We start from the raw sequence: 21,197 nt of genomic DNA, 5'->3' as shown, positions 1-21,197 counted from the left end.
TGAATGCGAACGGGATGGCGAGGCGGGTGCGCTCGTATGGCGACGCACCGGCTCGATGCGGTATGTCCTCGGACAAGTTGCCTATGCCCTTGCGGCCGCTCCTGCAAGATTGACCGCTGCCTTCGGAAGGAACTAGGGTCCGCGGCCCGGCGGCCCGGCGGCCCGGCGGCCCGGCTGCCCGGCGGTCGGGCGCGTCCGGGAAGGCGGTCAGCCCAGACCTTGCGTCGAATGCCCGAGTGTCGAATGCCTGAGTATTGTCCCTGAGTAGAGTTCAGCCATGACCATAGAGCTTACGGGCGAATCGAAGGCGACCACCCTCAATCGCCGGCTGGGGGTCTGGCTCTGCCGTGGCGCCGGGGCCGTCCTGTTCGCCGTCGGCATCTTCTACTGGATCAGGCTGATCGGCGTCGACGCCGCCCGTCTCGGCCGCTTCGACCTGATGCCGATCTGGTGGCGGATTGCAGCGCCGGCGCTCGCGGTGCTTTATCCCGTCGCCGGCATGGGGCTCTGGATGACGGCCGGTTGGGGGGCGGTGATCTGGGTGCTGATCGCGATCATCGAGGTGGTGATGCATCTCGGCTTTCCCGATCTTTTCGGCGAGAATATTCTCGGCCTCGTCGCCCATGCCTGGGGGCTAGGCATGCTGGCCGTCCTCAGGATCGTGGCATGGCGCGAGGATGGCAGGCGCTTCGAGCGCTGACGGGCCCGGCATGGACGATGCCTGAGGCCGGCGGTCGGAAAATCGTTAAGCAAGAAATTCGTTCGAACACTGTAAGATGGTGTTAAGTCTGAGGTTTAAGTCGAATTTTAGATGCGCCGCGTAGATTGGTCTCCAAGATGGATACGAAACAAAAACAATCCATCACTTCAACAGCGGAGCAACAACATGGTCGCGAACAACAAGGTGCAGGCGGTTCACGTTCAGGAAGAAAAGCCGGAACTGAAGTCGCTTTATCTCGAGACACTTCAGCTTGTCGAGCGGCTGCATCGTCGCCTTCTGGACGTGATCAAGGATGAGTTCGACAGGGCCGGTCGCACCGACATCAACGCCGTGCAGGCTCTCCTGCTCTTCAACATCGGCGATTCGGTGCTGACCGCCGGCGAGCTGCGCACCCGCGGCTTCTATCTCGGCTCGAACGTCTCCTACAATCTCAAGAAGCTCGTCGAACTCGGCTTCATCGACCATCAGAAGTCGCGCGTCGACCGCCGCGCCGTCCGCGTCTCTCTGACCGAGAGCGGCATGGAGATCGCCCGGGTCGTCGGCGAACTCTACGACCGCCACATCGGCTCGATCGACAAGGTCGGTGGCCTCGACGAGCAGGAATTCTCCAAGATGAACAAGTCGCTCCAGCGCCTCGACCGCTTCTGGAACGACCAGATCCTCTACCGTCTCTGATCGGTTCGGCTGCCTGACCTCAACGAACCGGCGCGATCCGCCCCGGGGCTTCGGCCCCGCGGGCGCGGTCGGCGTTTCGACTGCAGCGCTCGTAGAAGCCGAAACGGCTGTCCCTGGGAATGCAAGAAAGAGCCCTGCGTCCTATTGGACGCAACGGGAGACGACAGCATTATTGCGGGTTGGCCACGACTTGATCGAGAAGGCGCATCGCTCGACGCATCGTCATTCTGAACCCTGCCCCGAGAATCCGGAAACTTCCGACGAAGCAGAAGCTTAATCGGCGTACTGGACGCTCGGGACGGGGCCCAAGCGTGACGAGCGCGATAAAAGCGGACACCTGATCCCTGCCTGCCAGGCCTTCGATCTGTGCCGTTCGGCGAGACTGTCGAACGCGGCCGGGAACCTCGCCGCTCCGTCGGCTCTCATCCGGCTTCCGTGCCTCCGACCGTCACCTGATCCATCCTGAGATGCGGCTGGCCGACGCCCACCGGCACGCCCTGGCCCTGCTTGCCGCACATGCCGATGCCGGTGTCGAGCGCGACGTCGTTGCCGACCATGGACACGCGGTGCATGGCTTCGGGGCCGTTGCCGATGAGCATGGCGCCCTTCAGCGGTTCGGCCACCTTGCCGTTTCGGATGCGGTAGGCCTCGGTGCAGCCGAAGACGAATTTGCCTGACGTGATGTCGACCTGGCCGCCGCCGAAGGAGACGGCGTAGATGCCGTCCTTGACCGAGGCGATGATCTCTTCCGAGCCATAGGGGCCCTCCAGCATCATCGTGTTGGTCATGCGCGGCATCGGCACATGGGCGTAGGACTGGCGGCGGCCGTTGCCGGTGGCGGCCATCCCCATCAGCCGGGCGTTCTGGCGGTCCTGCATGTAGCCGACGAGCTTGCCGTCCTCGATCAGCACCGTCTTGTTGGTGGGCGTGCCCTCGTCGTCGATGGTCAGCGATCCCCGGCGCTCGGAAATCGTGCCGTCGTCGACGACGGTGACGCCCTTGGCCGCGACCTGCTGGCCCATCAGGCCGGCGAAGGCCGAGGTCTTCTTGCGGTTAAAGTCGCCTTCGAGGCCGTGGCCGACCGCCTCGTGCAGCATGACGCCCGGCCAGCCGGCGCCGAGCACGATATCGAAGCTGCCGGCCGGCGCCGGCACAGCCTCGAGATTCACCCGCGCCTGACGCAGCGCCTCGTCGGCGAGGTTCTGCCAGGAGCCGTCGGCGAGGAATTCGCCGAAGCCGCGCCGGCCGCCGGCGCCGGCCGAGCCGGTCTCCTGCCGCTCGCCCTTGCCGCAGACGACCGAGACGTTGATCCGGACCAGCGGGCGGACGTCTTTGACGAGGCGCCCGTCGGCCCGAAGGATCTCGACGGTCTGCCACGTCGCGCCGAGCGTCGCCGAGACCTGGCGCACGTCGTCGCCCTTGGCTCTGAGATAGGCGTCGATCTCGGTGAGCAGCTTCACCTTGGCTTCGAAGCCGGGGGAGGGGATCGGGTTCTCGTCGCCGTAAAGCTTGCGGTTGGTGCCGGCCGGCGGCTCGGCGACGGCGCCCGAATGTCCCGTCTTCACCGCGGCGACCGCATCGGCGGCGCGTTTGAGCGCGCTGACCGAGAAGTCGCCCGCATGGGCATAGCCGACCGCCTCGCCGGCGACGGCCCTCATCCCGAACCCCTGATCGATCGAGAAGTTGCCTGATTTCAGCCGGCCATTGTCGAAGGCGAGCGATTCCGACTCGCGATATTCAAGGAACAGTTCGCCGTCGTCGGCGCCGGACAGCGTGTCCGACAGAACGGCCTCGACCTCCTCGCGGGAGATGTCGAAGCGGTCGAGGAGGGAAAGGCTCATGGGCTGGTCATCCTCGCGGCGCGCGCCGCTTTGGGCTTGCGGCTCTGGCCGCTTTGCATCGTGAGCGGGCAAGGCCCGACAGGTCGTCCTTATCGCAAGATAGGTCCTGGCCGGCCGCGATGCCAATGACGGATCGGAAAGCTGCGACCGTCAAGGGCTCGCTCCTGCGGGAATGCCGGTCGCCGAAAAGCCTTCGGGGGCGCCGGTGGCGCCTATTTTCCGAGGGCGTCGAAGCCGTCCTTGAAGCCTTTCAGGTCGACGGAGATGCCGACGCCGGCGTTCGGTTCGGCCGACTGGAAGAAGGTGAACACCGCCTCCTTGCCTTCCGACAGGAGCTTCAGGAGCGTGTCGTCGAGCGGCACCTCGGCGTAGCAGCCGTCGGAAAAGCAGCGGGTGAACTGGGTTCTGCCGACGCTCTTGCCGTCGATGATCAGGCCGAGCCCGTAATCGGGCAGCGGCAGAAGCACGCCGAGCGGGGCAAGGACCCTGAGGATGCGCGCCTTGCCGTCGGCCGTCTTCAGGGCGACGACCGAAAGGCTGAGCTCCGGTCGCTCGTCGGACACGACGTTTTGAAGAAGGGCGCATTGTTCGCCGCTGGCCCCGGCCGGATTGTCGCAGACCACGGCCCAGGCGCCGTGCCGCGACTTCACCGTGCCTGTCGCGCCGGCCTGCGCGGCGGCCGGGCTGGCGAAGGAAAGGCTGCCTGTCGCGAAAACTGCTGCCGCGATCGAAACGGCTATGGCGAGCGATCTCGGCGCTATGGTCATGTCGAAATCCGAATCATCTGTCGTGTGGGTCAATCCCCCGGTTGCGAGGGGCGTTGGCATAGGGCGGGCCGCTGCGATCATGGCTCGGCGGATCGCATCGAGCAGCGTTCGCGCGAACTTACGACGCCGACACCGCGACAGGAAGCCCCGCCCTGTCGCAATGCGGAAGGCCGAGCTGCCTCCGGGTCGATTTTGCGGCAGGAACGTCTCCACGACTTGCGATTATGCCGCAAGCCTAGGGCGTAGATATGGAGTTGCGATCTGGCCGGTTTCGTGGTTTGACGCTTGTGGGTTACCGGAGTTTGGGACGATTCTACGCGGGGGACGCGCCGCTCGGCGGCGCGGTTGTGGGACGCTGCATCTAGGCTCCGCGTGTGTGAGGGAGAACATGCGAGTGAGACGATCGACCTTTGCCACGGCTGCCGTGCTCTCGTCCGCCGGCGCTGCGATGGCGCAGGACGGAGAAGCGTTGCTGCCGGGTCAGCCGCACGACTGGCAGATCACCCTGCAGGAAGCGCTGTCGCCGATCGAGGAACAGATCCACTGGTTCAGCGACTACACGCTGGCCTTCATCATCCCGATCACCATCCTCGTGGCCGCCCTGCTCGGCTGGTGCATCTATCGCTACAACGAGAAAAAGAACCCGACGCCGTCGCGCACGAGCCACAACACCACGATCGAGGTGATCTGGACGCTGGCACCGGTGATCATCCTGCTGTTCCTGGCGATCCCGTCCTTCCAGCTTCTCACCGCCCAGTACAATCCGCCGAGCGAGCCGGAGCTGACCGTCAAGGCGACCGGCTACCAGTGGTACTGGGGCTATGAGTATCAGCCGAGCGACACGTCGTCGGAGGCGCAGGCCGAGCCCGTCTCATTCGATTCCTATCCTTTGGCGCAGTTGACCGATTCGCTGTCCGATCAGGATGCGGCGGCCGAGGCCAAGGGCGACATCAACGTCTATCCGCGACTGCTCGCCGTCGACAACGAACTCGTGGTGCCGGTCGATACCGTCATTCGCATTCTGTCGACCTCCGGCGACGTCATTCATTCCTTCGCTTTGCCGTCGATGGGCGTAAAGGTCGATGCCGTGCCGGGCCGGCTGAACGAATACTGGTTCGAAGCCAAGCGTGAGGGAATCTTCTACGGCCAGTGCTCCGAGCTCTGCGGCCAGAACCACGCCAACATGCCGATCGCGCTGCGCGTTGTGTCCAGGGATCAGTTCGCCAGCTGGTACGCGGAGGCTGGAAACGATCTCGATGGCGCCAATCAGGCGCTGACCGCAGCGATCGCCGCCAAGAGCGGCGCCAAAGTCGCCGCGCGCTGAATAGACGGGTTAGAGGGGAAACGATCATGGCATACGGTGCCGCCCACGAGGCCCATGACGATCACAAGCCGCACGGCTGGACGCGCTGGGTCTATTCGACCAATCACAAGGACATTGGAACGCTCTATCTGATCTTCGCGATCTGTGCGGGCGTCTTCGGCGGCGCCTTGTCGGTCGTGATGCGCATGGAGCTTCAGGAGCCGGGGCTCCAGATCTTCGGCGATCCGCAGATCTACAACGTCTTCACCACCGGCCACGGCCTGATCATGATCTTCTTCATGGTCATGCCGGCTTTGATCGGCGGTTTCGCCAACTGGATGGTGCCGATCATGATCGGCGCGCCGGACATGGCGTTTCCGCGGCTGAACAACATCTCCTTCTGGCTGCTTGCCGCCGCCTTCCCGCTGCTTATCCTGTCGATGTTCGTCGAGGGCGCGCCGGGCTCGAACGGCGCCGGCACCGGCTGGACGATGTATCCGCCGCTCTCGACTTCGGGCCATCCGGGGCCGGCGGTCGATCTCGCGATCTTCGCGCTGCACATCGCCGGCGCCTCGTCGATCCTCGGCGCGATCAACTTCATCACCACCATCCTCAACATGCGTGCCCCGGGCATGACGCTGCACAAGATGCCGCTCTTTGCCTGGTCGGTGCTGGTGACGGCGTTCCTGCTGCTTCTGTCGCTGCCGGTTCTCGCCGGCGCGATCACCATGCTGCTGACCGACCGCAACTTCGGCACGACCTTCTTCACGCCGGCCGGCGGTGGCGATCCGATCCTGTTCCAGCACCTGTTCTGGTTCTTCGGCCACCCTGAGGTCTATATCCTGATCCTGCCGGCCTTCGGCATCATCAGCCACATCATCTCGACCTTCTCCAAGAAGCCGGTCTTCGGCTATCTCGGAATGGCCTATGCCATGGTCGCGATCGGCGTCGTCGGCTTCGTCGTGTGGGCGCACCACATGTACACGACCGGCATTTCGCTCAACACACAGCGCTACTTCGTCTTCGCGACGATGGTGATCGCGGTGCCGACCGGCATCAAGATCTTCTCCTGGATCGCGACCATGTGGGGCGGCTCGGTCTCCTTCAAGACGCCGATGCTGTGGGCCGTCGGCTTCATCTTCCTGTTCACCGTCGGCGGTGTGACCGGCGTCAAGCTCGCCAATGCCGGCATGGACCGCGTCCTGCACGACACCTACTACGTCGTCGCGCATTTCCATTACGTCCTGTCGCTCGGCGCGGTCTTCGCGATCTTCGCGGCCTGGTACTACTGGTTCCCGAAGATGACGGGCTACATGTACAACGAGCGGATCGGCAAGATTCACTTCTGGATGACCTTCGTCGGCGTCAACATCGTGTTCTTCCCGCAGCACTTCCTGGGCGCTGCCGGCATGCCGCGCCGCTATGTCGACTATCCGGATGCGTTTGCCGGCTGGAATTTCATCTCCTCGATGGGGTCCTACATTTCCGGCGTCGCGGTCCTCGTCTTCCTTTATGGTGTCTACGAAGCCTTCTCGAAGAAGCGTGTCGCCGGGGCCAATCCCTGGGGTGAGGGGGCGACGACGCTCGAATGGCAGCTGCCGTCGCCGCCGCCTTTCCACCAGTGGGAGGAACTGCCGCGGATCCGTTGATCCGGCGGTTCAAAAAACAGCAGCGCGCCTCTGTCTTTGCGGCGTGCTGACAGGACCAGCACGGATTGCCGGCAACGAATTTTGCCGGCAACCATGGTGACAAGACCCAGGAAGCGGCGGTACTGACCAGACAGCATCGCGGGGCACAGCCGAGCGCGTAGGTGCCAACACGGCGGCACCCGATCTGCATGGCGCCAGCCAGGGCCCGGACGCGGGCCCGCCCCAGCCGCAACGCTTCGATGATCGAGGTTTGAATTGACGTTAGTCGAAACACAGTCACGGGTCGCGGCCCGCGAGGCGATCAGCCTCTCCGAGCCGAAGGACTTCATCGCACTCCTCAAGCCGCGGGTGATGTCCCTGGTCGTTCTGACGGCCGTGACCGGGCTCGTCGTCGCACCGGTGCACATGCATCCGACGCTGGCGATCATCTCGATCCTTGCCATCGCCATTGGTGCCGGCGCGGCCGGCGCGCTGAACATGTGGTACGATGCCGATATCGACGCGGTGATGACCCGCACCGCCAAGCGCCCGGTGCCGGCCGGCCGCGTCAGCGGCGAGGCGGCGCTCGCCTTCGGCCTGGCGCTCTCGCTCCTGTCGGTGTGTCTGCTCGGCCTCGCCTCGAACTGGTTCGCCGCCGGCTTCCTCGCCTTCACCATCTTCTTCTACGCTGTCATCTACACGATGGGACTGAAGCGTTCTACGCCGCAGAACATTGTCATTGGCGGCGCTGCGGGCGCGTTCCCGCCGATGATCGGCTATGCGGCTGCAACGGGCGGTCTCTCGGTCGAATCGACCATTCTTTTCCTGATCATCTTCCTGTGGACGCCGCCGCATTTCTGGGCGCTCGCCCTCTTCAAGCTGCGTGACTACGGCAGCGCCAACGTTCCCATGCTTCCCAACGTCGCCGGCGAACGATCGACGCGGATCCAGATCTTCCTCTACTCGCTCGTTCTCGCGCCGATCGGCGCGGCGCCGTTTTTCCTCGGCTATGCCGGGCCGGCCTACGGTGTCGTCTCGATCCTTCTCGGGCTCAACTTTTTGCGCCACGCCTTCGCTGTCCTGAAGATGGCCGATGGCGACGAGGCGATGATCCCGGCCAAGAAGCTGTTCGGCTTCTCGATCCTCTATCTGTTCGGCCTTTTCACGATGCTTCTGGTCGATGCGGCGATCACCACGGTTCTCGCGAGCGGATGGTGATCTTGGAAGAACCCGAGCGGATCAGGCTGACACCAGCGGAGGAACGGGCGCGGCGCAACCGCTCCATTGCGATCGGGATCGTCCTGGTCGCTCTGGTCGTGATCTTCTATCTCGTATCCCTGGCGAAGATGGCATCATGAGCACAGGTCGCGACGGTACGGGCGAAAAGCGGCTGTCGCGCGCAGTCGTCGTTCCGGTCGTCTGTGCGGCCTTTGCCGCCGGAATGCTCGGCGCAGCCTTCGCCTCGGTGCCGCTCTATCGCATGTTTTGTCAGGTTACCGGCTATGGCGGCACCACCCAGCGTGCCGAGGCCGCGCCGACGAGCGTGAGCGACAAGCAGGTGACGGTTCGCTTCGACGGGAATGTCGCACCGGGGTTGCCCTGGACGTTCCGGCCGAACCAGCGAGAGGTCCGGGTCCATCTCGGCGAGAAGACACAGGTCTCCTACCATGTCGAGAACCGTTCCGATCGTGCAATCACCGGGCAGGCGCTCTTCAATGTGACGCCGGAGGCGGCGGGCCTGTACTTCAACAAGATCGCCTGTTTCTGCTTTTCCAACCAGACGCTCCAGCCGGGGGAGACGGTCGAGATGCCGATCGTCTTCTATGTCGATCCGGAGGTTGCGGAAACGGAAGAGCTGAAGGATCTTCTCGCGATCACCTTGTCCTATACCTTCTTTCCGGTCGATGATCCGGCGCCGATCGCGGCGACGCCGAAGAAAGAAGGCAGCAAGGGCGGCTCGGACAGTTGAGTTTTTGCCGGGCGACGTCGCCGCGGCCATGAGAATGCTGGAACGTGCCCGCCCGCTGTTGTAGAAACGGTGCCGGGCGGTGAGAGAAAGACCGGGGAGAGCCATGGCGGACGCGCACGTCAAGAAACACGACTATCACATCATCGATCCGAGCCCTTGGCCATTCGTCGGTTCCGTCGGTGCCATGGTCATGCTCATCGGTGCCGTCGGATACATGCGCTGGTTCAGCGGCCTCGACTTTCAGATCCTCGGCCTCAACCTCGCGACCCCGTGGATCTTCTTCCTCGGCCTCGCGGTGGTTCTCTACGTCATGTTCGCCTGGTGGTCGGACACGGTGAAGGAAGGCCAGGAGGGCGCTCACACGCCGGTCGTGTCGATGCATCTGCGCTATGGCATGATCATGTTCATCGCCTCGGAGGTGATGTTCTTCGTCGCGTGGTTCTGGGCCTTCTTCGACGCCAGCCTCTTTCCCAACGAGGCGATCCAGGCCGAGCGCGTGCAGGTGCTGGGCGGGCAGTGGCCGCCGGCCGGCATCGAGGTGCTCGACCCGCTGCATCTGCCCTTGTTCAACACGATCACCCTGCTTCTGTCGGGAACGACGGTGACCTGGGCGCATCACGCCCTGCTGCACGGCGATCGCAAGAGCCTGAAGCTCGGCCTCGCGCTGACCGTGGTCCTCGGCATCATCTTTTCCTACGTCCAGTATTTCGAATACGCCCACGCGCCTTTCGCTTTCTCCGGCTCGATCTACGGCTCGACCTTCTTCATGGCGACTGGGTTCCACGGCTTCCACGTTCTGGTCGGGACGATCTTCCTGATCGTCTGTCTGGCTCGCGCCATGGCCGGACAGTTCACGCCCCAGAAGCATTTCGGCTTCGAGGCGGCCGCCTGGTACTGGCACTTCGTCGATGTCGTCTGGCTGTTCCTCTACTTCTGCATCTATGTCTGGGGTGGCTGGGGCGCGCCGGTCTTCGACGCCTGAGGCAGGGCCGCTTTCGGCCCTTCTCGGCCGAAGACATCATCAAAGACGTATATGAAGGCGGCACGGCCGCCTTCATCGTTTGAAAGGATCGCCTGATGGCGGCGGACAGCGCCTTTCACGCCGAAGCGGACCCGGTCAAGGCGGCGACGCGCGGCCGCTGCCCGCGCTGCGGGGAGGGCCGGTTGTTCGCCGGCTTCCTGCGTCTCGACAGGCGCTGCTCGAATTGCGATCTCGACTACGCCTTTGCCGATTCCGGCGACGGGCCGGCGGTCTTCGTCATCCTGATCATCGGCTTCGTCGTCTGCGGACTGGCCCTTTGGATGGAGGTGACCGTGTCGCCGCCGCTCTGGGTGCATTTTCTTTTGTGGGTTCCGCTCACCCTCATTCTCGCCTTGCCGCTCCTGCGCGTCCTCAAAGGGACGATGGTCGGGCTGCAATACAAGAACCGCGCCGCCGAGGGCCGGCTCGAAACCGCCGACGACCGGGCTGAGTGAGGCGCGCGTGCCGGAAGCCTTGACCACGCCTGACAAGCATTCCGGGGCGGGTGGCGACCCCGGCGGAAGGGCAGCGACACAGGCGCCCATGAGCACCACGCGCTTTGCCGTGGCGCTCGGCTTCTGCCTTGCAGGGATCGCGATCCTCTTTGCGCTGGGAACATGGCAGGTGGAGCGGCTCTACTGGAAACAGGGCCTGATCGCCGAGATCGAGCAGCGCATCCACGCCGAGCCCGTCGACCTCGCCACGCTGGAGCGGAACTTTGAGGCCGGGGACGCCATCGCCTATACGCCGGTGACCGTCACCGGCCGGTTTCTCAATGCCGACGAACGCTACTTCTTTTCCACTTTCGAGGGGCAGTCGGGCTGGAACGTCTTCACGCCGATGGTCCTGCAAGGCGGCAACGTCCTCTTCGTCAATCGCGGCTTCGTGCCCTATGAGATGAAGGATCCGGCCACCCGGCGCGCGGGCCAGCCGGACGAGGTGACGACGCTTACCGGTCTCGCCCGCGTGCCGCCGGCGCAAAAGCCGGGCTATTTCATGCCCGACAACGAGCCTGAGACGCAGACCTTCTTCTGGCAGGACATCCCTGCCATGGCGGCGAACGTCGCCATCCCGGCGGGTGGCAAGCTCCTGCCGTTCTTCGTCGATGCGGGGCCGGGGCAGGCGGATGGCGGGTGGCCGGTGGGCGGAACGACCGTCGTCTCGCTGCCGAACGATCATCTGCAATATGCGGCGACCTGGTACGGGATCGGCCTCGTCCTCGTGGTGATGACCGGGCTGATGGTCGTCAGGCGATATCGCCGACGTGCTTGACACGGCGGGTGCGGATGCCTTCATTCGGCCCAGCCGAAGAAGCGCCGCAAAGCCGCTTTCAGACCCGCCGATCGTCCTTGGAGAATCCGTGTCCCTTACCGCGACAAAGCCGAAGCTGACCCTGCGCCTGTGCGAGCCGCGCGGCTTCTGCGCAGGCGTCGATCGGGCGATCCAGATCGTCGTTCTGGCGCTGAAGAAATACGGCGCGCCTGTCTATGTGCGCCACGAGATCGTTCACAACAAATACGTCGTCGACGGGTTGCGGGACATTGGCGCGGTGTTCGTCAAGGAGCTCGACCAGATCCCCGACGACGGCCAGCCGGTGGTGTTCTCCGCCCATGGCGTGCCAAAATCGGTGCCGGCGGCGGCGGCTGACCGCGAAATGCTCTATCTCGACGCGACCTGCCCGCTGGTCTCCAAGGTTCACAAGCAGGCGATGCTTCATGTGAAGCGCGGCCGTCACGTCATCCTGATCGGCCATCGCGGCCATCCCGAAGTCGTCGGCACCATGGGCCAGCTTCAGCCCGGCACCGTCAGCCTGATCGAGACCGTCGAGGACGTCGCCGCCTTCGAGCCCGAGGACCCGGACGCCCTCGGCTTCGTCACCCAGACCACCTTGTCGCTGGACGACACCGCCGACATCGTCGCGGCGCTTCAGGCGAAGTTTCCGGCGATGACCGCGCCCTCGTCGGAATCGATCTGCTATGCGACGACCAACCGCCAGGAGGCGGTGAAGGCCTCGGCGCCGGGAACCGATCTCTTCCTCATCGTCGGCGCGCCGAATTCGTCGAATTCCAGGCGGCTGGTGGAAGTGGCCGAGCGGGCGGGCTCGAAGAGGGGCGTGCTCGTCCAGGGCCCGCAGGAGATGCCGTTCGAGGCGCTGACGGGCGACAATCCCGTCGTCGGCATGTCGGCTGGCGCCTCGGCGCCCGAGATACTGGTCGACGCGATCATCGCCTCCCTGCGCGAGCGCTTCGACGTTGTCATCGACCTCGTCCAGACGGCCGAGGAGAACGAGAATTTTCCGGTGATGCGTTCGCTGCGCGACATACCCTTGACCAAGGCCGACATGGCCTTCGTCAACGGCGGGGCTGAGTAGATTGGCTGTCTATACCGACGTTACCGAGCCCGAGCTCGCGGAATTCCTGTGCCGCTACGATCTTGGCGGTCTGTCGAGCTACAAGGGCATCGCCGAGGGCGTGGAGAATTCCAATTTCCTCCTGCGCACCACCGGCGGCACCTATATTCTGACGCTCTACGAAAAGCGGGTGAACCGCTCCGACCTGCCCTTCTTCGTCGGGCTGATGGAGCACCTTGCCGAAGGCGGCCTGTCCTGCCCGTTGCCGGTCCATGACAGGGACGGCAATGCCCTCGGCGAGCTTTCCGGACGGCCGGCGGCGATCTTCACCTTTCTCGACGGCATGTGGACGCGCCGTCCCAGCCCCTACCAGTGCCGCGCCGTCGGCGCTGCGCTCGCCCGCATGCACGAAAGTGCCAAGACCTTCGGGCTCACCCGTGCCAATGGCCTGGCGCCCTGCGACTGGCGCCCGCTCTACGAGAGCTGTGCGGGCCGCGCCGACGAGGTCGAGCCGGGGCTGTCGGCAGAGATCGAGGCGGAACTGTCCGATTTCGAGGCGCATTGGCCGCAGGATCTGCCGAAGGGCGTCATCCACGCCGATCTCTTTCCCGACAACGTCTTCTTCCTTTCGGGCGAACTGTCCGGCCTCATCGACTTCTATTTCGCCTGCAACGACCTCCTTGCCTACGACCTCGCCATCACGCTTGGCGCCTGGTGTTTTGAACAGGACGGCAGCTACAACGTAACCAAGGGCCGGGCGCTGATTGCCGGCTATGCCTCGGTGCGGCCGCTGGAGGAGGAAGAATACGACAAGCTGCCGCTTTTGTGCCGGGGCGCGGCCATGCGCTTCATGCTGACGCGGCTCTATGACTGGCTGAACGTGCCGGACGACAGTTTCGTCACCAAGAAGGATCCGCGCGAATATCTGAAGAAACTGCGCTTTCATCGCGGCGTGCGCGATGCGTCCGAATACGGGCTGGAGAAGGCGGCGGTCACGAAGGGAATGGCATGAGCGAGGCGAGCGGCGAGCGCGTCGAAATTTTCACTGACGGCGCCTGTTCGGGCAATCCCGGCCCCGGCGGCTGGGGCGCCATCCTGCGCTTTCGCGGGCAGGAGAAGGAGCTGAAGGGCGGCGAAACCGACACCACCAACAACCGCATGGAGCTTCTCGCGGCGATCTCGGCGCTGAAGGCGCTGAACCGCAGCTGCGCCGTCGATCTTTATTCCGACTCCAACTACATGCGCGACGGCATCACCAAGTGGATCTTCGGCTGGAAGAAGAAGGGCTGGCGGACCGCCGACGGCAAGCCGGTCAAGAATGTCGAGTTGTGGCAGGCGCTGGAGGAAGAGAAGAACCGCCACGACGTGACGTTCCACTGGGTTCGAGGCCACGCCGGCCACGCCGAGAACGAGCGCGCCGACGAGCTGGCACGGGCCGGGATGGAGCCGTTCAAGAAGAAGCGCCGGGGGTGAGGCGACGGGTGAGGCCGGGTGGTGAGCGATGACGCTGCCGACGAACGAGGGGTTGCGGAAAGATCGTCCGAAACAGCCGGTCGATGCCGACATCGAAGCTGCCAAGCTCACGGCGACGTTCTTGAATGGCTTGGCTGTCGGCCTCGCCATAGTGGGTGGCGTCGCGCCGATATTGAACGCGATCTACACCACGGAGAGGGTGCCCGTGGAAGCCTGGATGCGGGCCGTGATCGGATCGGTTTGCTTCGTCGTGGCAGTCACCATACATTTAATCGCGACATCGTACCTGAAGAGGGAGTTGCGAAAATGAGCAGTCCTGACTTCTGGCTGATGCTTCTGACACCAGTTGGCTTTCTGGCTATGGCGATCATTACGGTCTATTTCGCCAGCAGCTCGCGCTGATCTGGGGACTGCAGGACGGACGCAACATCGTCGTGCAATTGGGATGGAATTCCGGATTAGCCGAACGATCACAAATTCAGAGGTCCGCTTCGACATTCCGCGGCCGGTAAGACTTGTGGCCCCGGCAATCGCCCGTCTGCGATCGCGAGATCTCAGCGAGGGTTCAGCTGGCAGGCCTGAGCCGATGCGATTATCAATCGGCGCCAGTTTGGCATGATCAGCGAAACCAGCAGTTCTCTTTGCTAAAACTCGGCCTCGGGCCCCTGCGCCACGGCCGCCCCAACCGCAAATCCGATCCCACAGGACTCCCCATGAATCTCGACCTTCTCAAACAGCTCTGCGAAACACCCGGCGTTCCCGGCCGCGAGGCCCGCGTGCGTGCCGTGATCGAAGCGGAGGCGAAGGACCTCTTCGACGACATCCGCACCGACGCGATGGGCTCCTTGATCTGCACGCGCAAGGGCAAGGGCGACAAGCCGGAGAAGCTGCTCCTTCTCTGCCACATGGACGAGATCGGCTTTCTCGTCTCCCACGTCACCGACAAGGGCTTCGTCCATGTCGATCCGGTCGGCGGCTTCGATCCGCGCAACCTGTTCTCGCGCCGGGTTCTGGTCTGCACCGAGGAGGGCGACATCAAGGGCGTGATGAACGCCGAGGGCAAGCCGATCCACATCCAGTCGGCCGACGAGCGCAAGAAGATGCCGGAGCCGAACGAGTTCGTCATCGACACCGGGCTCGGCGCCGAGGCGAAGAAGCGCATCCAGGTCGGCGACTACGTCGTCATGAACGAGCCTTTCGAGGAGATGGGCGAGAAGATCGTCTCCAAGGCCCTCGACAACCGTATCGCCTGCTGGCTCGGCCTTGAGGCCGTGCGCAAGCTGGTCGACAACGGCCATTCCCACGACTGCGAGCTGACGGTCGCCTTCACCGCGCAGGAGGAGGTCGGTCTCCGGGGCGCCAAGACCGCGTCCTACGGCGTGAAGCCGGACATCGTCATCGGCGTCGACACGACGCTCTCCTGCGACACGCCGGGCGTTCCCGAAAAAGACCGCACGACCGTGCAGGGCGAAGGATTCGGGCTGCACATCAAGGACGGCTCGTTCATTGCCGATTACGGCCTCGTCAAGGAGATCGAGACGCTGGCCAAGGAGCGCGACATCGCCTGCCAGCGCACCATCCTCGCCCGGGGCGGCCAGGACGGCGCGGCGGGACAGCAGGCCGGTATCGGCGCGCGGGCGATCGGCATCGTCGTCGGCACCCGCTACATCCACACCGTCGCCGAGATGATCGACAAGCGCGATCTCAGGGCAGCGCGCAAGATCCTGACGGCCTTTATCGCGGCGCGCTGAGCCTTTCGCGGGTTCCAGCCACTGGCAGGAAGTGAAAAACCCCCGCGCGATCCGCGCGGGGGTGATGAGCCTGCGTCGGCTCCGGTTCTTTCGGCTTACATCTGCTCGAGCAGGGCCTCGGCGCTGGATTTGTCCGCCTGGCCCGGGCTTTCCTCGATGTTGAGCTGTTTCACGACGCCGTCCTCGACCAGCATCGAATAGCGCTTGGAGCGCACCCCGAGTCCGGCGACCGAAAGGTCGATGTCGAGGCCGAGCGCCTTGGTGAATTCGCCATTGCCATCGGAAAGAAACTGGATCTTGCCGGTCGCCTCGGTGGATTTTTCCCAGGCGCCCATGACGAAGATGTCGTTGACGGCGACGACGGCGATGGTGTCGACGCCCTTTTGACGCAAGTCGTCATTATGGGTGAGAAACCCAGGCAGGTGGTTCATCGAGCAAGTCGGGGTGAAGGCGCCCGGCACGCCGAAAAGCACCACTTTCTTGCCGGCAAAGATCGTTTCGGTCGAAAGATCGGCCGGTCCGTCCTCGGTGCGCGTCTTGACGGTGGCGTTCGGAATTTTGTCGCCGACGGCGATGGTCATGTCACTTTACTCCGCTGAAATTGGCTGGCGGGCGGATCGTCCCCTCCGTCTTGGCCAAGCCTCGATCTGGCGTCCTGACCAGACTTGTCCAGCGCGGAGCGCGACGGCGAGGAAGATTTCGCGGGCTTGGGCTCAACCCTCAAGGTTCGACCGGAACGTTCTCAGCCTCGACGGCCGCGCTGCCGGCTGTGTAGAGAAGGTCGATCGTCGCCGGGCTGGTCTGCGCGCCGGCCGGGGCTTCGGCGATCGGCACATCGAAGACCTGCGTGTCGCCCTTGCGTGTCACCTGCGTCGGCTCGTCGAAATACCAGCCGTCCTTCGAAATGACGAAGAGATCGGGCGCGGCGTCGTCTTTCGGCTCATCACCGGACTTCACCGTCACCCTCAGCGTCTTGCCGTCGGGGCCCGCCGAGACGGAAAACGCCCCAGCCGGCGCCGCCTGCGGCAGAGCGGCAAAAGCGCTCGTCACGGCCGCTTCGTCATCGGCGCCGGCGGTCTGAAGCTCGGCCTGGACCGGAATGCAGATGTCGTTGCAGACCCCGAGGAAAATCGCGGCTTTCACGGCTCCGATCGTCTCGCCCGGGCGGGTGTCGAGCTCGAAGGCGAAAGCGACATCGCCCTTGTAGCCATTGGCGCGTGTGTCGTCTTCGCCGAAGCGATGCGGCGGCGGAAAATGGTCATGGACGCTTGCAACGCCTTCTGTCTTCGACAGATCGATCTGTGGCGGGATGCCCGAGGCGCCCGGATCGATCCAGTAAGTCTTCCAGCCCGGCGCGAGATCGACCAGAAGCGCGACCCGCACGGTTCCGGCGTCCGGCCCGGCTGCGCGCACCAGCCGCAACGTCACTTCGTCGTTCTGAAAAACGCTCGTCCGGCTGCCGGCGGCCATCGACGGCGAAGCGGCAAGAAGAAGAATGGCGGCAGCGGTCTTGAGAACCGCGCCAGTCAAACGGCGCCGCCAGGGCCTGACCGCACAGATCGCATGCCGCCTTGCGCCGGTAAGACGATCCTGGCGAAAATGGCGGCAGAGGCTCAGCATGTCCGGTCTCTTTCTTCATTTGCGCGGGATGGACAAGGGTGGCGATGGCCGAGATAACGGCTTTTTGTCAAATTTGGAAAGCTCGTGGCAATTCTGCTCTGGTCATTATTCGTGGCGGGTGCCACCTTCGTTTCGGGAAACGTTTTTTCGTGCATGCCGGCAAACTTCATACCGGCAGTCTATCGGCCGGTCGCCCCATCGACGTCATGATGCGGTGTACCGTTCGTGATTGCCTCGTGCCGGGGAAGGGTTCGCGCTCTGAAGGCGCCGAATCGACGGAGGTCCGCTGTCGCAAACCATGCGGTGAGGAAGTATGAAGCTCGATATCGATCTTGATTCCGATGAAAACGACGTGGCTCATTCGCTGGAGGGGCACTTCCTCATCGCGATGCCGACTGTCAGCGACGAGCCGTTCGCGCGGACCGTCGTCTATGTCTGTGCCCATTCGCCGAACGGAGCCATGGGCTTCATCATCAACAAGTCGCAGCCGATGAGCTTTCCGGTCTTGCTGACCCAGCTCGGGGTCGTCGAGAGCGAGGATGACATCCGCCTGCCCTCGGGCGGGCGCGAGGTGTCGGTCTGCGTCGGCGGGCCGGTCGAGAAGGGGCGCGGTTTCGTCCTTCATTCCGACGATTATGATTCCGAATCCACCGTCCATGTCGCCGAGGACATCGCGCTGACGCCGACGGTCGATATATTGAGAGCGATCTGCGAGGGCATGGGGCCGAAAACGGCGATCATGGCTCTCGGCTATTCCGGCTGGGCTCCGGGCCAGCTCGAGGAAGAGATCGCCGCCAACGGGTGGCTGACCTGCAAGGCCGATCTCGGCATCGTCTTCGACAACGATCTCGACGCCAAATACAAGCGGGCGCTGGGCCTTCTGGGTGTCGACCCGGCATTTCTGGCGGGCGAGGCGGGGCACGCCTGAGGGCTGAGCGAGGCCGACCGCAGGTCCTCCGCCGCGTCGTCGTCCTCGGGGAGGGGCCCACAAGAATGGCGAACCGTTGAGGGTTGCGTCACTGCTCCGCCGCTATCTCCAATGCCCGTCTTGGGCCGATGTCCGGTGCGAGGCGCAGCGTAAGCGCTGCCATGTCTGGATTCTTGCGCCTTCGTTCGTCGTCCGGGGGGCTCCGCGCCGCGAGCGCGATGTCGCTCAGCTCGCCCGCTTCAAACTCGCGGAGCGATCGACCAGAAGCCGGCGCGCCATTTCGAAATTGAGTGGCGGGGAGAAGGCGAAACTCTGGGCGTATTCGCAGTCCAGCTGACGCAGCTGGACGATGTCGCTCTCGCTCTCGACCCCCTCGGCGACCACCTTCAGCCCCAGATCATGCGCCATGGTCACGATCGAATGCAGAATGATCGGCCGCTGCGGCTGGTTGTTGTTGCGCAGGAAGGACTGGTCGATCTTCAACGTATCGAAGGGAAAGCGCATCAGATAGGCGAGCGAGGAATAGCCCGTGCCGAAATCGTCGAGCGACAGGCCGACGCCGAGACCGCGCAGTCTTTCCAGAAGCTTGGCCGAGCGCTCGGGATTGTCCATCACCATGGACTCGGTCAGTTCGAGCTTCAGGCGCGAGGCCGACAGCTTGTAGCGGTCGATCACGTTTTTCACATCGGCGATGAGGTCCTGCCGGATCAGCTGGCGGCTCGAGATGTTCACCGACATGAAATAGCTGTCGTCGCCGGTCGCCCGGTGCAGATCGCCCAGACGCTTGGCGGCCTCTTCCAGCGCGAACTGTCCGAGGGAAACGATCAGGCTGGTATTCTCGGCGATCGGGATGAATTCCGCCGGCGAGATGGCGCCGCGTCGCGGATGCTCCCAGCGCAGCAGCGCCTCGAAGCCGGCGACCTTCTCGCTGTCGAGATCGACGATCGGCTGGAAGGCGAGGGAGAGTTCGGAGCGTTCGAAAGCGCGGCGAAGGTCCGATTCGAGCTGCAGGCGGCCGGAGCCGATGGACTTGTAGGCCGGCCGGAACGGCTCGATGCGGTCGCCGCCGAAGCGCTTGGCCTGATACATGGCGAGTTCCGCTTCCTTCAGCGTCTCCTCGCTGGTCGCACCCTCCGCCCAGCCCGAAAGCCCGACAGAGCCGGTCAGGACGATCTCGCGCCCCGCCAGCGAAATCGGCGCCTTGATCGCCTCGCGCAGGGTTTCGGCGAAGGCGGCGACGGAGGAGACGTCGCTCTGGGAGACGAGGATCAGACCGAACTGGTCGCCACCGAGCCGTGCCAGCGAATCCTGCGGCTTCAGGATGCGCTTCAGCCGCCGGCCGACCGTCAGGAGGATCGTGTCGCCGACAGCCAGGCCGAAGTCGTCATTGACCTGCTTGAAGCGGTCGATGTCGATGACGAAAATGGTGGGCCGGACGTCGTCTCTGGTCGCGGCCAGGATGCCGATCGCTTCGAGCCGGTCGCCGAACAATTCCCGGTTCGGCAGGCCGGTGAGCTGATCGTGCAGTGCATCGTGCAGAAGGCGCTCTTCGGCCTTCTTCTGATCGGTCACGTCCTTCAACGTGCCGACGCAGCGCATCACCTCGCCGTCCGAGCCGAGCACAGGCCGGGCCCGGAGCTGAATCCAGTGATAATGGCCGTCCTCGTCGTTGATCCGGAACTCCTGGACGATCCGGCCGCGCCGGTGTTCGATGACGGTGTCGAAGGTCAGTTTGAAGCGATCGCGATCGTCCGGATGCAGGACGGGCAGCCAGTCGCGCGCCGCCCCGTTCATCGCCGCGATCGGCATGCCCGCCAGCGTGTCCCCGTCGGCGCCGACGAAGATGCGATCGCGCGGGACGTCCCAGTCGAAAACGGCGTCGCCGGCACCCGCCAAGGCGAGGGACCGCCGCTCCATGTCGGACAACAGCCCCTGGGCGAAGCTGCCGCCGGCAAAGCCGTGCTGCATCACCGTGAAGCCGATCAGGAGCACGATGAGGACGAGGCCGCCGCCCAGCGCCGGCTGGATGATGTCGTTGTCGATCCGCCCGGTGACCGTCATCCAGCTCGCGACGAGCCAGAGGATGATCAGGCACCATGTCGGAATCAGCATCACCGCGCGGTCGAAGCCCTGGAAGGTCAGGCCGATGATCAGGGCAAGGCCGATGCCCGCGGTCGCCGCGAGCGAGAGCCGGGCGATTCCGGAGGCGACCACCGGCTCGAAGACGGCGAGGCCGCCGAGCCCCGCCAGAAGCACGATCCACACCAGGAGCGTGATCGACAGCGCCCGGTGCCAGCGGTTGAGATTGAGATAGGCATAGAGGAACATCGCCAGAGTGAAGGCGAGGGCGACCTCGGTTCCCGCCCGCCAGATGCGCTCCTGGCCAGGCCCGATCGGCAACAGCTTCTGCCAGAAGTCGAAGTCGATGCAGATATAGGCGAGCACCGCCCAGGCGAGTGCCGCCGCCGCCGGGAACATCGCCGAGCCCTTGACCACGAAGAGAATGGTCAGGAACACCGCGAGCAGGCCGGCGATACCAAGGACGATGCCGCGATAGAGCGTGAAGGCGTTGATCGTGTCCTTGTAGGCGTTCGGCTCCCAGAGCCTGAGTTCCGGCAGCTTCGAACTCGTGAGTTCGGCGACGAAGGTGACGACGGATCCCGGATCGAGGGTGACGAGGAAGACGTCGGCGTCGGTGCTCGGCTGGCGCTCGAGGGCGAAGCCCTGGCTCGGCGTGATCGAGGCGATCCGCTGCGAACCGAGATCCGGCGAAAGGATGCCCGAATTGACCAGCCGGAAATGCGAGGCGACGACCAGACGGTCCAGCTGCTCGTCGGTGTTGTTGGCAAGCGCGAAGACCGCCCAGTTTCCGGAAGGCGAGGGCGACTTCGCCTCGACCTCGATCCGCCGGACGATGCCGTCGGCGCCCGGTACGGTGGTCACCTGAAAATTGCGGCCCTGGCCGTAATAGATGTCGGTCGCGGGCTTGAGGTCGACCGCGACGTCTTCGCTCGAAACGCTGACCGGCTCGAGAGCCAAAGCCGGCGCGACCCATCCGGCGACGAGGACGAGACTGCAGAGGACGAAGGGTATCAGCCGACGCAGATTGATGAAATGCATGCCCCCCGGCGCTTTCTTCTCGGCCGTCTC

The 21,197-nt window shown here is 64.3% G+C and carries 21 protein-coding genes; 16 read left to right on the top strand and 5 right to left on the bottom strand.

The genetic code is table 11. The features are described 5' to 3' along the window. Positions 1 to 277: 277 nt before the first annotated feature. Positions 278 to 700, top strand: coding sequence for a DUF6163 family protein (locus tag J6595_RS02880; RefSeq protein ID WP_209592912.1), 423 nt, complete (start codon positions 278 to 280; stop codon positions 698 to 700). Positions 701 to 886: 186 nt separating this feature from the next. Then, positions 887 to 1,396, top strand: coding sequence for a transcriptional regulator LdtR (gene ldtR / locus J6595_RS02875; RefSeq protein WP_209592911.1), 510 nt, complete (start codon positions 887 to 889; stop codon positions 1,394 to 1,396). 422 nt (positions 1,397 to 1,818) lie between these two features. Here the strand turns inward: ldtR and tldD are convergent, their stop codons facing one another. Next, positions 1,819 to 3,237, bottom strand: coding sequence for a metalloprotease TldD (gene tldD, locus J6595_RS02870; protein WP_209592910.1), 1,419 nt, complete (start codon positions 3,235 to 3,237; stop codon positions 1,819 to 1,821). 212 nt (positions 3,238 to 3,449) lie between these two features. Continuing rightward, the gene (locus tag J6595_RS02865) at positions 3,450 to 4,004 is read right to left on the bottom strand and encodes an invasion associated locus B family protein (protein WP_209592909.1); all 555 of its coding nucleotides are present in this window, start codon (positions 4,002 to 4,004) and stop codon (positions 3,450 to 3,452) included. A gap of 388 nt (positions 4,005 to 4,392) precedes the next feature. On the opposite strand from J6595_RS02865, the gene coxB reads away from it, so the two are divergent. From coxB to J6595_RS02800, 13 genes are all read left to right on the top strand, one after another. Continuing rightward, positions 4,393 to 5,328 (top strand): cytochrome c oxidase subunit II, encoded by a 936-nt coding sequence (gene coxB / locus J6595_RS02860; protein WP_209592908.1) that lies wholly within the window; start codon positions 4,393 to 4,395, stop codon positions 5,326 to 5,328. A gap of 26 nt (positions 5,329 to 5,354) precedes the next feature. Next, positions 5,355 to 6,956: a cytochrome c oxidase subunit I gene (ctaD, locus tag J6595_RS02855; RefSeq protein ID WP_209592907.1), complete on the top strand. Its 1,602-nt coding sequence runs from the start codon at positions 5,355 to 5,357 to the stop codon at positions 6,954 to 6,956. Positions 6,957 to 7,211: 255 nt separating this feature from the next. Continuing rightward, positions 7,212 to 8,153: a heme o synthase gene (locus tag J6595_RS02850; RefSeq protein WP_209592906.1), complete on the top strand. Its 942-nt coding sequence runs from the start codon at positions 7,212 to 7,214 to the stop codon at positions 8,151 to 8,153. A 2-nt stretch (positions 8,154 to 8,155) separates the two neighbouring features. Next, positions 8,156 to 8,293, top strand: coding sequence for a protoheme IX farnesyltransferase (locus J6595_RS02845; protein ID WP_425342115.1), 138 nt, complete (start codon positions 8,156 to 8,158; stop codon positions 8,291 to 8,293). After that, the gene (locus J6595_RS02840; RefSeq protein ID WP_209592904.1) at positions 8,290 to 8,904 is read left to right on the top strand and encodes a cytochrome c oxidase assembly protein; all 615 of its coding nucleotides are present in this window, start codon (positions 8,290 to 8,292) and stop codon (positions 8,902 to 8,904) included. The genes J6595_RS02845 and J6595_RS02840 overlap by 4 nt, the downstream gene beginning before the upstream one ends. A 103-nt stretch (positions 8,905 to 9,007) precedes the next feature. Continuing rightward, entirely contained in the window at positions 9,008 to 9,886 is an 879-nt protein-coding gene (locus J6595_RS02835; RefSeq protein ID WP_209592903.1) for a cytochrome c oxidase subunit 3, read from the top strand. Positions 9,887 to 9,981: 95 nt separating this feature from the next. Beyond that, the gene (locus tag J6595_RS02830; protein ID WP_209592902.1) at positions 9,982 to 10,380 is read left to right on the top strand and encodes a DUF983 domain-containing protein; all 399 of its coding nucleotides are present in this window, start codon (positions 9,982 to 9,984) and stop codon (positions 10,378 to 10,380) included. 88 nt (positions 10,381 to 10,468) lie between these two features. Then, the gene (locus J6595_RS02825; protein ID WP_209592901.1) at positions 10,469 to 11,197 is read left to right on the top strand and encodes an SURF1 family protein; all 729 of its coding nucleotides are present in this window, start codon (positions 10,469 to 10,471) and stop codon (positions 11,195 to 11,197) included. An 88-nt stretch (positions 11,198 to 11,285) separates the two neighbouring features. Then, the gene (gene ispH, locus J6595_RS02820; protein WP_209592900.1) at positions 11,286 to 12,296 is read left to right on the top strand and encodes a 4-hydroxy-3-methylbut-2-enyl diphosphate reductase; all 1,011 of its coding nucleotides are present in this window, start codon (positions 11,286 to 11,288) and stop codon (positions 12,294 to 12,296) included. 1 nt (position 12,297) lies between these two features. Continuing rightward, positions 12,298 to 13,287 (top strand): homoserine kinase, encoded by a 990-nt coding sequence (locus J6595_RS02815; RefSeq protein ID WP_209592899.1) that lies wholly within the window; start codon positions 12,298 to 12,300, stop codon positions 13,285 to 13,287. Next, complete coding sequence (gene rnhA, locus J6595_RS02810) at positions 13,284 to 13,748, top strand: ribonuclease HI (RefSeq protein ID WP_209592898.1); 465 nt, start codon at positions 13,284 to 13,286, stop codon at positions 13,746 to 13,748. The genes J6595_RS02815 and rnhA overlap by 4 nt, the downstream gene beginning before the upstream one ends. 28 nt (positions 13,749 to 13,776) lie before the next feature. Beyond that, the gene (locus J6595_RS02805; RefSeq protein ID WP_209592897.1) at positions 13,777 to 14,058 is read left to right on the top strand and encodes a hypothetical protein; all 282 of its coding nucleotides are present in this window, start codon (positions 13,777 to 13,779) and stop codon (positions 14,056 to 14,058) included. Positions 14,059 to 14,461: 403 nt separating this feature from the next. After that, positions 14,462 to 15,499: a M42 family metallopeptidase gene (locus J6595_RS02800; RefSeq protein ID WP_209592896.1), complete on the top strand. Its 1,038-nt coding sequence runs from the start codon at positions 14,462 to 14,464 to the stop codon at positions 15,497 to 15,499. A 95-nt stretch (positions 15,500 to 15,594) separates the two neighbouring features. Here the strand turns inward: J6595_RS02800 and J6595_RS02795 are convergent, their stop codons facing one another. Together J6595_RS02795 and J6595_RS02790 are read right to left on the bottom strand one after the other, a co-directional pair. After that, complete coding sequence (locus J6595_RS02795; protein WP_209592895.1) at positions 15,595 to 16,080, bottom strand: peroxiredoxin; 486 nt, start codon at positions 16,078 to 16,080, stop codon at positions 15,595 to 15,597. 139 nt (positions 16,081 to 16,219) lie between these two features. Then, complete coding sequence (locus J6595_RS02790) at positions 16,220 to 17,119, bottom strand: protein-disulfide reductase DsbD domain-containing protein (RefSeq protein ID WP_209592894.1); 900 nt, start codon at positions 17,117 to 17,119, stop codon at positions 16,220 to 16,222. A 313-nt stretch (positions 17,120 to 17,432) separates the two neighbouring features. Here J6595_RS02790 and J6595_RS02785 point away from each other — a divergent pair, with 313 nt between their 5' ends. After that, entirely contained in the window at positions 17,433 to 18,047 is a 615-nt protein-coding gene (locus tag J6595_RS02785) for a YqgE/AlgH family protein (RefSeq protein WP_209592893.1), read from the top strand. A 225-nt stretch (positions 18,048 to 18,272) separates the two neighbouring features. On the opposite strand, the gene J6595_RS02780 is transcribed toward J6595_RS02785, so the two are convergent. Then, complete coding sequence (locus J6595_RS02780; protein ID WP_209592892.1) at positions 18,273 to 21,167, bottom strand: EAL domain-containing protein; 2,895 nt, start codon at positions 21,165 to 21,167, stop codon at positions 18,273 to 18,275. Positions 21,168 to 21,197 lie beyond the last annotated feature (30 nt).

Origin of the sequence: Jiella mangrovi, from assembly GCF_017815135.1 — a bacterium.
Lineage (GTDB): Bacteria > Pseudomonadota > Alphaproteobacteria > Rhizobiales > Rhizobiaceae > Jiella > Jiella mangrovi.
Note: the sequence above shows the minus strand (reverse complement) of the source record. Positions and strands in the feature narration are given on the sequence as shown.

What these genes read in the sequence shown, in the direction of transcription:
- J6595_RS02880 (WP_209592912.1), top strand. Translation starts at nt 278, where the DNA reads ATGACCATAGAGCTTACGGGCGAATCGAAGGCGACCACCCTCAATCGC.
- ldtR (WP_209592911.1), top strand. Translation starts at nt 887, where the DNA reads ATGGTCGCGAACAACAAGGTGCAGGCGGTTCACGTTCAGGAAGAAAAG.
- tldD (WP_209592910.1), bottom strand. Translation starts at nt 3,237, where the DNA reads ATGAGCCTTTCCCTCCTCGACCGCTTCGACATCTCCCGCGAGGAGGTC.
- J6595_RS02865 (WP_209592909.1), bottom strand. Translation starts at nt 4,004, where the DNA reads ATGACCATAGCGCCGAGATCGCTCGCCATAGCCGTTTCGATCGCGGCA.
- coxB (WP_209592908.1), top strand. Translation starts at nt 4,393, where the DNA reads ATGCGAGTGAGACGATCGACCTTTGCCACGGCTGCCGTGCTCTCGTCC.
- ctaD (WP_209592907.1), top strand. Translation starts at nt 5,355, where the DNA reads ATGGCATACGGTGCCGCCCACGAGGCCCATGACGATCACAAGCCGCAC.
- J6595_RS02840 (WP_209592904.1), top strand. Translation starts at nt 8,290, where the DNA reads ATGAGCACAGGTCGCGACGGTACGGGCGAAAAGCGGCTGTCGCGCGCA.
- J6595_RS02835 (WP_209592903.1), top strand. Translation starts at nt 9,008, where the DNA reads ATGGCGGACGCGCACGTCAAGAAACACGACTATCACATCATCGATCCG.
- J6595_RS02830 (WP_209592902.1), top strand. Translation starts at nt 9,982, where the DNA reads ATGGCGGCGGACAGCGCCTTTCACGCCGAAGCGGACCCGGTCAAGGCG.
- J6595_RS02825 (WP_209592901.1), top strand. Translation starts at nt 10,469, where the DNA reads ATGAGCACCACGCGCTTTGCCGTGGCGCTCGGCTTCTGCCTTGCAGGG.
- rnhA (WP_209592898.1), top strand. Translation starts at nt 13,284, where the DNA reads ATGAGCGAGGCGAGCGGCGAGCGCGTCGAAATTTTCACTGACGGCGCC.
- J6595_RS02805 (WP_209592897.1), top strand. Translation starts at nt 13,777, where the DNA reads ATGACGCTGCCGACGAACGAGGGGTTGCGGAAAGATCGTCCGAAACAG.
- J6595_RS02800 (WP_209592896.1), top strand. Translation starts at nt 14,462, where the DNA reads ATGAATCTCGACCTTCTCAAACAGCTCTGCGAAACACCCGGCGTTCCC.
- J6595_RS02795 (WP_209592895.1), bottom strand. Translation starts at nt 16,080, where the DNA reads ATGACCATCGCCGTCGGCGACAAAATTCCGAACGCCACCGTCAAGACG.
- J6595_RS02790 (WP_209592894.1), bottom strand. Translation starts at nt 17,119, where the DNA reads ATGCTGAGCCTCTGCCGCCATTTTCGCCAGGATCGTCTTACCGGCGCA.
- J6595_RS02785 (WP_209592893.1), top strand. Translation starts at nt 17,433, where the DNA reads ATGAAGCTCGATATCGATCTTGATTCCGATGAAAACGACGTGGCTCAT.
- J6595_RS02780 (WP_209592892.1), bottom strand. Translation starts at nt 21,167, where the DNA reads ATGCATTTCATCAATCTGCGTCGGCTGATACCCTTCGTCCTCTGCAGT.